Below are 15,545 nucleotides of genomic sequence, written 5' to 3'. Positions count from 1 at the left end.
TGAATAACAATTAATATTCAAGATAGTAGATCAAAGTTTTATTTCTGTTGTTTATGCGGATGTTCTTGTTGATGGTCGTTTTGTTGGTTGGGTTGCTTTTGCGGGTTTTGTTGTTGCTGTTGTTGGTTTGGTTGTTTTTTCGGGTTCTGTTGAACTGGTTCTCGAGTAGTCATTTATATTTACCTCTTACAGTTTGGTATATACCGTACTAATCACGACTTTATTAACTCTACTCCTTATATTTTATTCACCAAGCCTACATCTGTTTCAATTTCCTTCAATGTAAGCCTGATAAATATATCTGATTGATCTACAAAAAATATATTGCGACTTTATTAACATTTATTACTAAAAGTACAATAATAATCAAGAAATGTTCCACACAATAAAGCAATGTTACACAATGTTCTGATGCACTTTCTGTGCATACGTATTTCATTTTAAGTTATTGTTTTTTTTATTTTAATAAATATACCGTAAAAATAATAAACTCCTCTTGTTTTCCTAAGACAGACTAAAATTCTTATGCAGCTTTATTTAAGTCGCTAAGTATTCCTACATAACGGATGCTTGTACGAAAAAGCTAGGGATCTGCAAAAGTTCATGCTGGATCATACGAGGTTAAATAGGATCAAAACCTAATTTTAGATAAATATACTTTTCGTAGCCCCCCATGATCTGATAAATCCATACGATTTAATTTCATGATAAACTTCTTGGAAACAGGAAATCTTTTCATTAAATTAAGTGTATTCATTTTTGATTTACTCTCTACATCACCTGCTTTGCTGAGGTAAAGCTTAATAGCATCCGTTCATTTCATATTTTTCATATTGATCGTCATATAGAATAATTGGTTGACTTCAATTTCGATTTCACATTTTTAAGCCAATTTTCTGACTTGCATCATGGGCTAAAAGTTTGACTCTCTTTGTATTCAGGTTAGTCTTTATGATTGATGCGAATTTCAATGCGGTATCTTAAAATACCATCTAAAAGTTGTGTTGTAGGAACTGTTACCAGAAAATTTACATCTCAACCGTTTTCCAGTATGGCGTCATTCAGGGTCTAAACATAAACAGGTTTAATGCATAGATGCTTGTTGACACTTATTCAAACAGGCTTTCAACGTTAATATAGAATATTGTTTATACTGGAAAAATTGCATAATACCGATATTAAATCGTTTTAACCAAATGGAGTGTAAGCAATGTTGCAGTGGTTTGAAAAACTGGTCGATCCTTATCCCACCAAAGGTTTAAACGAACCACTTCCAACGCGTTTTTTCCCTTTTGTATGGCAAGCTGCAACAGGCGTTCGCCGGTATTTGCTGTTACTTGTGTTATGTACTGCAGGAGCGGCAAGTTTTGAAGCCGTACTGTATGCAAAAATTGGCGATTTAGTGAATTGGTTGAGCAAGAGCCAACCTGAAACATTTTTAGCTGAACATACGCAAAATTTGACCCTTTTGACGGGTATTCTGCTGGCCAATATTTTATTCGCCAGCATGCAATCGATTATCAAGCATCAAATTTTATACAGCACCTTCCCGATGCGCCTGCGTTGGCGCTTTCACAACCTACTTTTGCTGCAAAGTCTAGATTTTTTCCATAATGATTTTGCCGGCCGTTTATCTGCCAAAGTCATGCAAACTTCGCTTGCGGTACGTGAGTTCTGGGTAATTTTGGGAGACATGCTTGCATATGTGCTGATTTACTTTGTCACCATCAGTTTTGTTCTGGGCGCAATTTCCCCTCTGCTTATTTTGCCACTGATGTTGTGGTTAGTGCTGTTTATTATTGCAGCCTGCTATTTCATTCCACGTTTAAGCCAAATTTCCAATAAACAGGCTGACGCACGTGCAGTGATGACTGGTCGGGTGACGGATGCTTATACCAATATTCAAACCGTGAAACTGTTTGCCCATGCAGGTCGTGAAAGTCAGTATGCCAAAGAATCCATGCAAGGCTTCATGATCACAGTTTATAAGCAAATGCGCTTAGGGGTTCGGTATGAAATCAGCATTAATTTACTCAGTGTGGTTTTATATGTAGGTGTTTTAGGGACAGCGATTTGGCTCTGGATCAATGGGCAAGCTCAGCTGGGCATTATTGCTGCGACTACCGCGATGATATTAAAACTCAACAGCATCGCTGAGTTTATGATGTGGCAATCTTCAGCACTATTTGAAAATGTCGGCACCATTCAAGATGGCATGAAAACCATGGGTCGCCCGATCAGCATTCAAGACAAGGAAAATGCCAAGCCTTTACAGGTACAACAGGGTGAAATCAAATTTGAAGATGTCAGCTTTGCCTATAACAATAAAAATGTGATTGATCATTTAAATTTAACCATCAAGCCGGGTGAAAAAATTGGCATTGTTGGTCGTTCTGGTGCAGGTAAATCAACCCTGATTCAATTGTTACTGCATTTTTATGAGCTCAACCAAGGGCGTATTTTGATTGACGGTCAAAACATTGAAGATGTGACTCAGGATAGTTTGCGTAAAAGCATTGCCTTGGTGACTCAAGATACCTCTTTATTGCACCGCACTGTGGCTGAAAATATTAAATATGGTCGCCCACAAGCAAGCGATGAAGAAATGTTTGAGGCTGTTCGCAAAGCCAAAGCAGAAGAATTCATTCCCCAGCTGACCGACTTACGCGGTAAAACGGGTTATGAAGCCTATGTCGGTGAACGTGGGGTCAAACTCTCTGGTGGGCAACGTCAACGCGTAGCCATTGCCCGGGTATTTTTAAAAGATGCACCGATCTTGATTTTAGATGAAGCGACCAGCGCCTTAGACTCCGAAGTTGAGGCAGCCATTCAATCCAGTCTAGATGACTTAATGGAAGGTAAAACCGTTATTGCCATTGCCCATCGCCTGTCCACCATTGCCCAAATGGACCGTTTAGTTGTACTAGATGAAGGTAAAATTGTGGAACAAGGCACGCATGATGAACTTGTGGCCCTGAATGGCATTTATGCGCATTTGTGGCAAAGACAAACCGGCAGTTTTTTGATAGAACAACAAGCATTGAAGAAAAAGGAAGCACATTAATGCTGTATTTAGAAGATATAAAAATCGGTGATCGTTTTATTAGTCGTGAATATGAAATGACCCTGGAAGAAATCAAGCAATTTGCGCATACCTATGATCCACAAGTTTTCCATACCGATGAAGATCAGGCTAAAGAGCATCCTATTTTTCAAGGGATTGCCGCAAGTGGTTGGCATACCTGTGCCGTGACCATGCGTTTATGGACAGAATGTTTTCCGGTGGCTTATGGCCTGATTGGTTCAGAATCCAACTTGCGCTGGCCACGACCGACTCGTCCTGGCGATAAAGTTCATGTTGAAGTTGAAATTGTTGCAATTACGCCATCAAAAACCAAAACTGACCGCGCTATAGTGAGCTATGTGACTCAGGCACTGAATCAAAATAATGATGTACTGCTTATCTCTACAACGAAAATCGTGGTCTTTAAAAAGGAATTTAAACCTGTTTAATTTACGCAGTTTGAAAAAATTGTCGAACAATTTTAATAGAATGCTGTTTCTTTTCATGCCAATATGAAAAATCAACAAATAGAAAAAACGACTAAGTGCAATGGATAGCGCATGAAAACGATTTCTCCAAGACAAGATCAAGGGATACCCGGGGTTTACGGTCTGCTCCTGTTAGATGTGGTGTCACGTTGGGGCTACAACGCAGAAGCATTGTTTACCCCTTTTAATTTAAGCAGTGAACAACTGGCAGAGCCAAATTTTCGCATTCCAACGCCTGTTGCAAATGAACTGGTGAAACACGCATTACGTTTAACCGGTGAACCGACGCTGGGTTTTCATTTGGGTACCCAAATGCGGATTTCCATTCATGGCTTTATTGGCTATGCCATCATGACTGCACATGATATTAGCGATGCCCTGGTCTTGGCCAACCGCTTTATTCAGCTCCGTCTGCCCTTTTTACAGCTTTATTTTTCCACTTTTGGTGACAAAGCCACGCTGCAATTGCAATGTGATTTTGATATTGAGCCTTTGCGCACTGAAATTGCCATTGCTTTGACCTTTGGCATTATTACCATGGCCAAAGCATTAACCGGTTGTGATGATTTATCTGGCGAGATTGATTTTGATTTCCCAAAACCACCCGGTTTTGAGCGTTATATGACAAAATTTCCATCGCATACTTTCCGTTTTGAACAACCTCATTTACTCTCAAGTTTTGATAAAAAATACCTGAGTTTAAAAATGGTCAATGCTGACCCCCTTGCCAGCCAGATTGCGATTAACCAATGTGAAGCTGAACTCTCGGCATTAGGTGAACGCCGACGTTTGGCCATGCGGGTGCGTGATATTTTGACCAATTCGGAACAGCATTATTTAAGTATCGAAAATGTCGCAGATCGATTGCATATGTCAGATCGGACTTTAAAACGCCAATTGGCTGCCGAAGGTACTTCCTTTTCAACCATCGTGGATGAAGTGCGTTATCGTCATGCAACATCGCTGCTTTCTCGGACGGATTACACCCTAGAGTTGATTGCCGATGAACTTGGCTATAGTGATGTGGCCAATTTTAGCCGGGCATTTAAACGCTGGAGTGGTCGTAGTCCAAGCAACTGGCGTAAAGATCCTTATTTATAAACTTTTGTTTTTATCAAAAAACCTGTATAAAACATGGCAAAAATGATTTGAATATTTTAAAGGAGTCATCAATGAATCACCCTTCAGAATTAAAGTACGCCAGTACTCACGAATGGGTCAAAATTGAAGGTGATCTGGTTGTTACCGGTATTTCCGACCATGCACAGGATGCTTTAGGCGATTTAGTCTATGTGGAAGCACCTGAAGTAGGCCAGCAAATCACTGCCGGTGAACAGGCAGGTGTGGTGGAGTCGGTTAAAACAGCTTCTGATATTCATGCACCTGTTTCAGGCGAAGTGGTTGAAGTGAATCCAGAGCTTGAAGATGATCCTGACTTTGTGAATGATGATCCGTATGGCAAGGGCTGGATTTATAAAATTAAGCCAAATAATATGGCGGATGTAGAAAAGTTACTTTCAAGCAGTGAATATGAAGCAGGTTTATAATCCTGTTTATATCCATAAAAAAATCAGTCTTTAGGGCTGATTTTTTTATTTTAAGCCAACAACAGTCAGATATGAAAATATCACATCTAAAAATCACAATATGAGATTAATAATAAATAAAACCACAGAATAAAATTAATTAAGATGTTTTATTCTTGATAAACTATACTTTTCAAAAATAATCATCTAAAATTTATACAATCTAACGATGATCTGACTTGTCTTTAATCATTATAAAAATCATTTTCCTGGCTCACAAAAATAATTGCCTCGATAAGCCCGATGAATCGTCTATCTCTTATGGATCTAGGTAAATTATGTCGCCTGTAAATGCACAACAGTTATGGAATAAGTCCTTTATTCTGTGTCTAGCCAATAATCTGTTTTTGTTTATATTTTATTTTGCACAAACCACAATTTTACCTATTTATATTTTAAATGAATTACATGGAACTTTAGCGCAAGCGGGTTTAGCCATGACGCTATTTATGGCCTCATCGATTGCAGTTCGTCCTTTCAGTGGTTTAATTATCGAGAAAATTGGACGAAAAAAAGCGCTTTATATTTCAGAGACTTTGTTCTGTCTTTTTTCATTTGCCTATATTTTTGCAGATAATCTGACTTTTCTTTTAGTGATCCGCCTGTTTCATGGTATCTGGTTTAGTATTTTAACCACGGTTACCGTCCCGATTGCCAATGACTTTATTCCTGCAAACCGTAAGGGTGAAGGCATGGGATATTTTGTCATGTCAGTCAACTTGGGGATTGTGCTGGGTCCATTAATTGGTCTGACCTTGATTCAGCAACTTTCTTATCAAATGGTTGCAGCGATTTTAGCCGGCATTATTTGTTTAGGGTTTGCATTTTGCTTCCTGATCCCAATTCAAGAAACCATAAAAAATCAAGTTGAAACCGTTAAACGGAAATTATCTGTTCATGATTTTGTTGAAAAGAAAGCCTTGCCCGTCTCGGTCATGGCAATGATCGTCTCTTTTTCTTATGCCAGTATCATGTCCTTCATTTCGACTTTTGCCGAATCAAAAAATTTACTTGCTTATGCCAGTTTATTCTTTGTGGTCTTTGCGATTTCGATGATGAGTTTGCGACCCATCACTGGGAAAATTTATGATCGTAAAGGGCCAAATTTTGTAGTTTACCCTGCGATTGCGCTATTTTCGATTGGGCTGATTGTTCTAAGTCAAATCAATAGCGTGACTGGATTGATGATTGCTGCGGTATTTGTCGGTATGGGCTTTGGTTCAGCTCAACCCTGCTTGCAAACCATTTCCATTCAGCATTCACCGAAAAATCGAATTGGGCATGCAACCTCAACTTTCTTTACCTGTTATGACATCGGTATTGCAATTGGTTCAATCTTGCTGGGTATGGTGATTGCTCATCAGGGCTACAGCTTTGCCTATCTACTCTGTGCATTGATCACGGCATTAAGTTTGGTTTTTTATAAATTATTTGTAGATCGCAAACATACAGCAGCCTAAAAAACTTCAAACCAGACTCATATAATAGAAATATGCATCACCCTAAAATTGGATGATGCATATTTTTTATAGCTTCACTTAATAGTTTTAAAATTATTATTTTAAAACATGACTCAACTAAGCTTGATTCTTCTCTTTGGTTTCACTTTCATCTACATTACTTTCCTGCATCATGCTAAATGATGATGCTGAACCGGGCACAGATTGATCCTCTCTAGGACTTTTTAATTTGATCTGTAAGCGTAATTCATTCATGGAATCTGCATTGCGCAAGGCTTCTTCATAACTAATCGCACCTTCATTATACAAATCAAATAATGCCTGATCAAAAGTTTGCATGCCCAATTCACGGGATTTTTTCATAATCTCTTTCAGTTCATGAAGTTGACCTTTCAAAATATTATCGCCAATCAATGGAGTATTCAGCAAAATTTCAATGGCAGCACGACGACCGCTGCCATCTTGAGTTCGCACCAAGCGCTGGGAAATAATCGCTTTCATATTGGAAGACAAGTCCATCAGCAATTGATTTTTTCGTTCTTCAGGGAAAAAGTTAATGATTCGATCAAGTGCCTGATTGGCATTGTTGGCATGTAAGGTTCCTAAACATAAATGCCCGGTTTCCGCAAAGGCAATTGCGTGTTCCATGGTTTCAGTATCACGGATTTCCCCAATCAGGATCACATCAGGTGCCTGACGCAAGGTATTTTTTAAGGCATTGTGCCATGAGTGGCTATCTACACCCACTTCACGGTGAGTCACCATCGATTTCTTGTGCTTATGTACATATTCAACCGGATCTTCAACGGTAATGATATGCCCGGCTGAATTTTCATTACGGTGATCAATCATTGCCGCCAAAGACGTAGATTTACCCGAACCCGTAGCTCCAACGACAAGGATCAATCCGCGTTTCGCCATCATCACGTCTTTTAATGTTTCAGGCAGTTTTAACTTGGTAAAATTTGGAATTTCCGCGGTAATGGTTCGAATCACCATACCCACTTGTAACTGTTGTTGAAACACATTAATACGAAAGCGCGAAACATCGGGAACATTAATGGCAAAATTACATTCGAGTTCTTTTTCAAATTCCTGACGTTGTTTTTCATTCATTAAACTGTAGGCAAATAATTTTGTCTTATCTGCAGTTAATGCCTGTTGCCCAATCGGTTTCATTAGGCCTTGATGTTTAATGCTGGGCGGAAAATCTGCTGAAATAAATAAGTCCGAGCCACCATATTCCACCACTTTGGTCAGCATATGAAATATTATTTTACGCGCTTCTTCCAGTAATTCCGCACTATACATATTTTTCCCCATTTAAAATTATTTCCAGTACTCAGCAATATCTATAGTGAATTGTAATTATTAAACAATTAGTTATTGCTGAGTATCAATTTCAATTATTGTGCCTAAAGAAGCTATACGACTCAAATTTGTTAATTCCAATCAGTTAAAAGAATGAATAAAAAATGTATAGAGCATCAACAAAGTATTGTTCTAAATTTAAACAGACAACATAAATGTGCTTATAAGAAACAACAAAGCCCCGATCAACGGGGCTTTGTTAGAAAATAATCACGCTTTTTAAAAATATTAAGCACTACGCTTTAATTGAGAAATACGCAGGGAATCTGCAACACCCAATAAAAGTTGCTGGGTTTTATCCCAACCTAAACAACCATCAGTCACAGATTGACCATAGGTCATCTCACATGAAATCTTTTGCTGACCATCAACCAGATAGCTTTCCAGCATCACGCCACGAACATTGCTTTGTACGCGTTCATCTACAATGGTACGTAAAACTTCAGGTTGTAATAAGGGATTTTTGTGACTATTACCATGACTACAATCAATCACTAATGCCGGCAATTCAACTTTGGATTTTTCTTTAATGTGCTCGATTTCAGCCAATTGGTAATTAGGACCCGAATTTGCACCGCGTAAAATCAGATGCGCTTTTCGATTACCTTGTGATTCTAGAATACAAGGTAAGCCGGATTGGCTCATGCCTAGGAATTCATGTGGATGTGAAGCCGATTGAATGGCATCAAGTGCAATTTGAATTGAACCATCTGTGCCATTTTTGAAACCAATGCTGTATGGCATATGGCTTGAAATTTCACGGTGAATCTGCGATTCGCTGGTACGTGCACCAATTGCACCCCAAGCCAGCAAATCATCGAAATATGCGGTCGCCATCGGGCTTAAAATTTCCGATGCAATTGGTAAACCCATTTCTATAATTTGCAGATATAACTCGCGTGATTTTTCTAAGCCCAATTGCATGTTAGATGAACCATCTAAATTTGGGTCATATAAAAAACCTTTCCAACCAATCGTGGTGCGTGGTTTTTCAATATATGCACGCATAACCAGAAAAATTTGATCTGATACCTGACTTTGTAATTGTTGTAATTTTTCAGCATATTCAAGTGCAGAAACGGGATCATGAATGGAACACGGACCTGTCACCACCATCAAACGATGATCTTTGCCATCTAGAATATTTTGAATGGTTTGACGCTGCTCGGCAATTTGTTGAGCCAGTTTTGCAGATAAAGGAAATTGTGCCTTCAATTGATGAGGCAAACTTAAAGTGGTTTCTTTCGCAGTCGTTTGCGTTTGTTGTAAAGCAGTATTTAAAGCATTCATTGGTCTTTCCTGGGGACTTTTTTCAGTCCAATCTTTTATTTGAGCGTTATGGGTCTAATGGATTGCAAGGCAAGCGTCATCATTTGACTAAAGTAAAACCAATAAGAGTTGCTAAAATATGAGTAATTTAATGATTTCATGAGCTAACTCCAAAAAGTGTAAGAAAAATAAAGCATAAAAAAACCTGATCAGGGTTGCCGATCAGGTTATAAACTTGGTGGGCAACCATTTCTTGCCCGAACGCGTTCAGGCAATTATCTAAATTGCCAAAAATAATAACGTGCGTTTGAGATGACTGGTTGCTTTAACATCTTTATTTCTTCAAAAAAGTATGTGTCTTAAAATTAAAATACGCTGTATTCATCAATTTGACAAGAATTTTATACAAAATAAAAATACATAAATCAGTCAACTTTTACTTATATATTGTTTAAAAATAAAGCTTGGCTCTCAAACTTCAATTTAATCGTTTTCTATTTTTCATGTTCTTTAAATAAATATCTCAATACTACTGGGCAGTTCCTATAAAAATAAAAGACCATCCATTGGCATTAAAAGATAAAATGCGTTCTATACCGAAGGCTTGATTTGTTTACCACATATAACGAAGGATATATTCATGTTCCAACATGTTGATAGTTATGCAGGTGATCCGATTCTTTCTCTTATGGAAGAGTTTGGTAAAGATGAACGGACGCAAAAAATTAATTTAAGTATTGGACTTTATTACAATGAAGACAATATTGTTCCTCAATTAAATGCCATTAAAGCAGCCTATAAAAATATTGAAGCGACCAATGATCAGGTCAAGCTCTATTTACCTATGGATGGTTTGAAGTCTTATAATCAAGCTACTCAAGCCCTTGTTTTAGGTCAAGATAGTCCAGCCCGTCGTGATGGTCGCGCGGTAACGATTCAAACTTTGGGTGGTTCTGGCGCACTGAAAGTGGGTGCAGATTTTCTTAAAAAATATTTTCCGGAATCTGACGTTTGGATGAGTCAACCGACGTGGGAAAATCATATTGCCATCTTTAATGGCGCTGGCATTCACTCGCATTTCTACCCTTATTTTGATGCAGCGACCAATGGCGTCAATGTGCCCGCCATGCTAGAAAAATTAAACCAGCTTCCAGCAAAAAGCATTGTGCTGTTACACCCTTGTTGCCACAACCCGACAGGTGCAGATTTAACCTCTGCTGAATGGGATCAAGTGATTGAAGTCTTGCAAAAACAGGATCTGATTCCTTTCCTGGATATTGCCTATCAAGGTTTTGGTCAAGGCTTAGAACAAGATGCTTATGCGATTCGTGCTTTAGATAAGGCAGGCATGAATTTTATTATTAGCAATTCATTCTCTAAAATTTTCTCACTTTATGGCGAACGCGTCGGTGGCTTAACTTTTGTATGTGATGATCAAGCCACCGCACAAAAAGTGTTGGGTCAACTAAAGGCAACTGTACGTCGTATTTACTCAAGCCCTCCAACCACGGGTGCCTTGTTGGTGGATAATGTACTGAATGATATTGATCTGACTGCACAATGGCAGGCGGAACTGACAGAAATGCGCGAACGTATCATTAAAATGCGTCAAATTTTGAATGAAAAATTGAGCCAAGCTTTGCCTGAACGTGACTTTAGTTATCTGGTCAAACAGCAAGGGATGTTTAGTTACACAGGCTTAACGGCTGAACAGGTTGATATCTTAAAAGATCAATATGCTATTTATCTGGTGCGCAGTGGTCGTATGTGTGCTGCAGGACTGAATTTAAGTAATATTGATTATGTGGCTGAATCTATTGCAGAAGTCATTAAAGCTACTGCTTAAACAAGCGGATATAAAAAAACGGGCGATATGCCCATTTTTTTATTTTGAAGAAGATTAATCTTTAAAATGGATGACTGTACGAATTGATTTACCTTCGTGCATCAAGTCAAAAGCTTCGTTAATTCTGTCTAGACCCATGGTATGCGTTACAAAAGGTTCAAGTTGAATCTCGCCTTTCATTGCATCTTCAACCATGCCCGGAAGTTGTGAACGACCTTTCACACCACCAAAAGCGGTGCCTTTCCAGGTACGACCAGTGACCAGCTGGAACGGACGGGTCGAGATTTCCTGACCTGCACCGGCTACACCAATAATCACGGATTGTCCCCAACCACGGTGTGCACATTCAAGCGCAGAACGCATCACATTGACATTGCCAATACATTCAAATGAATGGTCAACGCCCCAACCTGTCATTTCAACAATTACTTCTTGAATCGGTTTGTCATATTCTTTTGGATTTAAGAAATCTGTCGCACCGAATTCTTTCGCAAGTTCAAATTTTTCCGGATTGGTATCGACCACAATAATCCGGCCTGCTTTAGCTTGGCGAGCACCTTGTACAACTGCAAGACCAATACCGCCTAAACCAAACACTGCAACAGAATCGCCTTCCTGAACTTTTGCAGTGTTATGTACCGCACCAATACCTGTGGTAACACCACAACCCAATAAACATACATGTTCAGGATTTGCATCTGGATTGATTTTTGCCAAAGACACTTCAGCAACTACGGTATATTCACTGAAAGTTGAACAACCCATGTAATGATAGATTGGCTGACCATTATAAGAAAAACGAGTCGTACCATCTGGCATTAAGCCTTTACCTTGCGTCGCACGAACTGCGACACACAGGTTGGTTTTTCCAGATTTACAGAATAAACATTCACCACATTCAGCGGTATAAAGTGGAATCACGTGATCGCCAGGTTTAACACTGGTCACGCCTTCCCCCACTTCTACGACAATCCCTGCACCTTCATGGCCCAATACTGCCGGGAAAACACCTTCAGGATCATCACCGGATAAAGTAAAGGCATCAGTATGACATACGCCGGTATGTGTGATTTTCACCAAGACTTCACCTGTTTTCGGTGGAGCCACATCCAGTTCAACAATTTGAAGTGGTTGACCCGGACCAAATGCGACTGCAGCACGTGATTTCATGAAATGACCATCCTTTATTTGGTTCTTTAACAGATGAGCTACAGTAACCGCTTTTTATTGTCCGGTTCAACCTTTAACATGATGATAATATGTACTTATAACTTTATGACTTCATAATAATTATGCAAATTAGACAATCTGCTCAAGCTGTCTTACTTTCATTTGCAGTCATCACACTGACAGGATGCAGTTTGCCGATGAATGAATCAAAAAAGCAATCTTCTATTCACGTTCATGCTGAACACTGGTTAAACGGTTCCAATGTTGATGCACAAATGGCACAAGGTCTAACGGCTTATTTTACTTTGGAAGATGCCTTTATCAGTATTGCTTCAAGACTTCATCTGATTAATAAAGCGCAATATAATCTCGATTTGCAATATTACATGTGGGAAGATGATTCGATTGGACATCTGATGCTGGCTGAATTGCTCAAAGCCGCAGATCGTGGGGTAAAAATCCGTTTATTGATTGATGACCAAAACGGTTCCCAACTCGATTTCACCTTAAAACAACTGGCAAAACATCCAAACTTTGAAATTAAACTCTTTAATCCTTACACATTTAGATTTAGAAAATTACGGGTGTTTGATTATGTTTTTCGTTTTAACCAAATCAATCACCGTATGCACAATAAGTTGATTATTGCAGATGGTGCCATAGCGGTGACGGGTGGACGCAATATCAGCCGTGAATACTTTGATGCCAGTGAAAATTTTCAGTTTACCGACATGGATATTTTGTTTTATGGCACAGCAGTGAAGCAGTCCAATCAAGTGTTTCAGGACTTCTGGAATGATGATTTAAGCTATTCAGTTCCCCAGCTGCTAGGCGATGGTCATCAAGAGCAACTTTCCAAATTACGTAAATATTATGAACTGACGGCTTTACAAAAAGATCAGCTGAAAAAACGGATTGAACTGGCCGAAAAACAAATTAATCAGCACTTAAAAGACCGTCCCATTAATTGGGCAAAAGCACATTTTGTCGCAGACTCACCGAACAAAATTCGTGCAGAGGCATCAGGAGATCAACTGATTTACCGTCAGATGCTGAATATTATGGGGGAACCAAAGCAGCATCTTGAACTGGTTTCTGCCTATTTTGTACCGACCCGTAAAGGTACAGATTATTTAACCAAGCTGGTCAAGAATAATGTTGAGGTTCGAGTACTGACCAATTCATTCATGGCCAATGATGTTCCAGTAGTGCATGCCTTTTATAAAAAATATCGTCATGATTTGCTAAAAGGTGGTGTCAAACTTTATGAGTTTAAGCCTTATATTGAACGGCATAAACGTACCTGGTATGAAGTGGTCACAGGCAATGTGATTCCCGCCAAAAATAAAAATGCCTCAAGCTTGCATGCAAAATTTTTTGATATCGACGGTATGGTGTTTATTGGTTCATTTAACTTCGATCCGCGTTCAGCCAATTTAAATACTGAAGTCGGATTGGTGGTTGAATCTGATGTATTACAAGATCAGATTTCAACCTCACTGGATCAATACTTACCACAAATTGCTTATGAGTTAAAACTCAACCCACAAGGGGAAGTGATTTGGCTAGATTATCAAAAAGATGGATCTACAGTTGAATACAACCAAGACCCTAAAAGCACCAAATTCCAGCGTTTTGCCATGAAAGTGGTGTCTTATTTCCCGATTGAATGGGTGATGTAATGACAAGTGAATGACATCAAAATAGAGATTGTCCTTTTATTTCCAATGCTATTTCAATTGAATCAGTTCAGCATAATAATTAAAAAATTAATAACGTCACGGTTTTTTAATATTGATTTCATTCGCCTAATGTTCTGCATGTTGTGGATTTTTTAAATCAATGGGGCTTGGTACTTCTTTGATTAACATTATTATTATGACTTATAAGATATTGAATGCGATTTATACATATTTTAGATGAATCAGCACAATGGTTTTACTCATTTCCTGATTTGCTTTAACATCCCACTTTTCGAGTTTTTAACTCATTTATCTCCTGATCGTGACCCCCTGCAATGCAATTTTTTGATTTAAGTCGTCAATTTAATTTAAGTGGTATTTTAACGCCCTACAAAACACTAAATGAACTTGGACAGCAAGAATGGTTTTTAGCCAAAGTCCGTGTGGAATATGATTGCTTATCTGATTCTGAAACTCTTGAAGGTCAGGCTGTTTTGAAATCCAGTGAAAATATTCAGCTGGAATTGGAATGGATAATTCAAGATACTGGTTCGGAATTACAGGTGGTATTTAAAGGCATTGAAACTGAAGCAAATGAAGAAACCTTGCTCTTGGTTAAAGGCGCTCAAATTATCGATAGTGAACAAAAGAATATTTCTGCACAGGCTTTAAGTTTATGGATTGATGGCACATTATTACCCATGCTACCGAATATCCGCCGTGAAATTAAATCCCGTTTAAATTTATGGGACTATGTTGAATATGATGGATAAATTTCACGCTTTATTAATGATCTTTAAACATCATAAGTTTGATAATTCTCAATAGCCTCTGACAATACATCGAATACTTTTTTATCGACACATTTAACAAAACGATGTTTATCAACTTAGATATCGTTATATCTTGGACATTGTTCATATCGTTTTTCAAACTTAAAAATTATATGAATGACCAGTCAGATTGCTAAAAATGTATTCAATTTTTTTTCATCCTACTGAATAATATTAAAAATAATAAAAAGGACAATCAAAATGAATAATCAAGAATGGCGGCATATTCGTAAAGTGATGGAAAATACTCAAAAAGCTGCCATGCACTGCTCTATTGCCACTGTTGATGCACAGTTACAGCCCACCATCACGCCTATAGGTACTTTATTTCTTAGAGAAAACCAAACCGGTTTTTTCTTTGATACTTATGCTGAATCTTTTAAAGAAAATTTGCCACAGAATAAAAAAGCCTGTATTCAAGCAATTAACAGCAGCCGCTTATTTTGGTTAAAATCTTTATTTAAAGGTGAATTTAGTGATTATCCCGGTGTGCGACTCTATGTTGAAATTGGAGAACTACGCCCTGCCACTAATGAAGAGTTAGCTCAAATTGCACAGCGTATTCAAAGTCTGAAATGGACCAAAGGCAGTCAACTCATCTGGTCCGATTTTACTCAGGTACGGGATTTCAGCGTGCAGTCTTTTAGATGGGTCAAATATCCCAAAATGATGCCTTTTGGTAAATAAAACTTACTTATAGTAAGCCTATTTCATTAAATAATTGACCATATGCTTCAGCTTTTTTCTCTATAGCAAGTGGATAAGCACGTGATGAA

At 38.4% G+C, this 15,545-nt stretch carries 13 protein-coding genes and 1 pseudogene; 9 read left to right on the top strand and 5 right to left on the bottom strand.

Going from position 1 to position 15,545, the window contains the following annotated elements; translation table 11 throughout:
- Nucleotides 1-38 precede the first annotated feature (38 nt).
- Nucleotides 39-173 (bottom strand): hypothetical protein, encoded by a 135-nt coding sequence (locus tag HLH14_RS16175; RefSeq protein ID WP_265733065.1) that lies wholly within the window; start codon nt 171-173, stop codon nt 39-41.
- Between the two features lie 1,037 nt (nt 174-1,210).
- On the opposite strand from HLH14_RS16175, the gene HLH14_RS14870 reads away from it, so the two are divergent.
- From HLH14_RS14870 to HLH14_RS14850, 5 genes are all read left to right on the top strand, one after another.
- Nucleotides 1,211-3,064: an ABC transporter ATP-binding protein gene (locus tag HLH14_RS14870; RefSeq protein WP_171533359.1), complete on the top strand. Its 1,854-nt coding sequence runs from the start codon at nt 1,211-1,213 to the stop codon at nt 3,062-3,064.
- Nucleotides 3,064-3,513 (top strand): MaoC family dehydratase, encoded by a 450-nt coding sequence (locus HLH14_RS14865; protein ID WP_171533358.1) that lies wholly within the window; start codon nt 3,064-3,066, stop codon nt 3,511-3,513. The genes HLH14_RS14870 and HLH14_RS14865 overlap by 1 nt, the downstream gene beginning before the upstream one ends.
- A gap of 111 nt (nt 3,514-3,624) precedes the next feature.
- Nucleotides 3,625-4,653, top strand: coding sequence for a helix-turn-helix domain-containing protein (locus HLH14_RS14860; RefSeq protein WP_171533357.1), 1,029 nt, complete (start codon nt 3,625-3,627; stop codon nt 4,651-4,653).
- A gap of 71 nt (nt 4,654-4,724) precedes the next feature.
- Nucleotides 4,725-5,099, top strand: a complete 375-nt coding sequence (gene gcvH / locus HLH14_RS14855; protein WP_086193284.1) for a glycine cleavage system protein GcvH — start codon at nt 4,725-4,727, stop codon at nt 5,097-5,099.
- A gap of 317 nt (nt 5,100-5,416) precedes the next feature.
- Nucleotides 5,417-6,598, top strand: a complete 1,182-nt coding sequence (locus HLH14_RS14850; RefSeq protein ID WP_086193285.1) for an MFS transporter — start codon at nt 5,417-5,419, stop codon at nt 6,596-6,598.
- A gap of 117 nt (nt 6,599-6,715) precedes the next feature.
- On the opposite strand, the gene HLH14_RS14845 is transcribed toward HLH14_RS14850, so the two are convergent.
- Both HLH14_RS14845 and HLH14_RS14840 read right to left on the bottom strand, forming a co-directional pair.
- A complete protein-coding gene (locus HLH14_RS14845) occupies nt 6,716-7,909 on the bottom strand; it encodes a PilT/PilU family type 4a pilus ATPase (RefSeq protein ID WP_086193286.1) in 1,194 nt (397 codons plus the stop codon).
- A 288-nt stretch (nt 7,910-8,197) separates the two neighbouring features.
- Nucleotides 8,198-9,259, bottom strand: a complete 1,062-nt coding sequence (locus tag HLH14_RS14840; RefSeq protein ID WP_086193287.1) for a 3-deoxy-7-phosphoheptulonate synthase — start codon at nt 9,257-9,259, stop codon at nt 8,198-8,200.
- A gap of 619 nt (nt 9,260-9,878) precedes the next feature.
- On the opposite strand from HLH14_RS14840, the gene HLH14_RS14835 reads away from it, so the two are divergent.
- Nucleotides 9,879-11,084 (top strand): amino acid aminotransferase, encoded by a 1,206-nt coding sequence (locus HLH14_RS14835; protein WP_171533356.1) that lies wholly within the window; start codon nt 9,879-9,881, stop codon nt 11,082-11,084.
- 54 nt (nt 11,085-11,138) lie between these two features.
- Here HLH14_RS14835 and HLH14_RS14830 read toward each other — a convergent pair whose 3' ends face one another.
- On the bottom strand, nt 11,139-12,254 hold the full coding sequence (locus tag HLH14_RS14830) for an S-(hydroxymethyl)glutathione dehydrogenase/class III alcohol dehydrogenase (RefSeq protein WP_171533355.1): 1,116 nt from the start codon (nt 12,252-12,254) through the stop codon (nt 11,139-11,141).
- 122 nt (nt 12,255-12,376) lie between these two features.
- Between HLH14_RS14830 and HLH14_RS14825 the strand changes: the two genes are divergently transcribed.
- The 3 genes from HLH14_RS14825 (at nt 12,377) to HLH14_RS14815 (ending at nt 15,456) form a co-directional block, all read left to right on the top strand.
- The gene (locus HLH14_RS14825; RefSeq protein WP_131272218.1) at nt 12,377-13,936 is read left to right on the top strand and encodes a phospholipase D family protein; all 1,560 of its coding nucleotides are present in this window, start codon (nt 12,377-12,379) and stop codon (nt 13,934-13,936) included.
- Between the two features lie 335 nt (nt 13,937-14,271).
- The gene (locus HLH14_RS14820) at nt 14,272-14,709 is read left to right on the top strand and encodes a hypothetical protein (RefSeq protein WP_131272217.1); all 438 of its coding nucleotides are present in this window, start codon (nt 14,272-14,274) and stop codon (nt 14,707-14,709) included.
- Between the two features lie 261 nt (nt 14,710-14,970).
- A complete protein-coding gene (locus HLH14_RS14815) occupies nt 14,971-15,456 on the top strand; it encodes a pyridoxamine 5'-phosphate oxidase family protein (protein ID WP_131272216.1) in 486 nt (161 codons plus the stop codon).
- 7 nt (nt 15,457-15,463) lie between these two features.
- Here HLH14_RS14815 and HLH14_RS14810 read toward each other — a convergent pair.
- Nucleotides 15,464-15,545, bottom strand: a pseudogene (locus HLH14_RS14810) (uracil-DNA glycosylase family protein); the annotation flags it as partial.

It is taken from the genome of Acinetobacter terrae, assembly GCF_013004375.1.
GTDB classification, from domain to species: Bacteria; Pseudomonadota; Gammaproteobacteria; order Pseudomonadales; family Moraxellaceae; genus Acinetobacter; species Acinetobacter terrae.
This window is presented reverse-complemented; position numbering and strand designations above follow the sequence as displayed.

Excerpts from the sequence above, each read along its gene's own strand:
- HLH14_RS16175 (WP_265733065.1), bottom strand. The coding sequence starts at position 173 with ATGACTACTCGAGAACCAGTTCAACAGAACCCGAAAAAACAACCAAAC.
- HLH14_RS14870 (WP_171533359.1), top strand. The coding sequence starts at position 1,211 with ATGTTGCAGTGGTTTGAAAAACTGGTCGATCCTTATCCCACCAAAGGT.
- HLH14_RS14865 (WP_171533358.1), top strand. The coding sequence starts at position 3,064 with ATGCTGTATTTAGAAGATATAAAAATCGGTGATCGTTTTATTAGTCGT.
- HLH14_RS14860 (WP_171533357.1), top strand. The coding sequence starts at position 3,625 with ATGAAAACGATTTCTCCAAGACAAGATCAAGGGATACCCGGGGTTTAC.
- gcvH (WP_086193284.1), top strand. The coding sequence starts at position 4,725 with ATGAATCACCCTTCAGAATTAAAGTACGCCAGTACTCACGAATGGGTC.
- HLH14_RS14850 (WP_086193285.1), top strand. The coding sequence starts at position 5,417 with ATGTCGCCTGTAAATGCACAACAGTTATGGAATAAGTCCTTTATTCTG.
- HLH14_RS14845 (WP_086193286.1), bottom strand. The coding sequence starts at position 7,909 with ATGTATAGTGCGGAATTACTGGAAGAAGCGCGTAAAATAATATTTCAT.
- HLH14_RS14840 (WP_086193287.1), bottom strand. The coding sequence starts at position 9,259 with ATGAATGCTTTAAATACTGCTTTACAACAAACGCAAACGACTGCGAAA.
- HLH14_RS14835 (WP_171533356.1), top strand. The coding sequence starts at position 9,879 with ATGTTCCAACATGTTGATAGTTATGCAGGTGATCCGATTCTTTCTCTT.
- HLH14_RS14830 (WP_171533355.1), bottom strand. The coding sequence starts at position 12,254 with ATGAAATCACGTGCTGCAGTCGCATTTGGTCCGGGTCAACCACTTCAA.
- HLH14_RS14825 (WP_131272218.1), top strand. The coding sequence starts at position 12,377 with ATGCAAATTAGACAATCTGCTCAAGCTGTCTTACTTTCATTTGCAGTC.
- HLH14_RS14820 (WP_131272217.1), top strand. The coding sequence starts at position 14,272 with ATGCAATTTTTTGATTTAAGTCGTCAATTTAATTTAAGTGGTATTTTA.
- HLH14_RS14815 (WP_131272216.1), top strand. The coding sequence starts at position 14,971 with ATGAATAATCAAGAATGGCGGCATATTCGTAAAGTGATGGAAAATACT.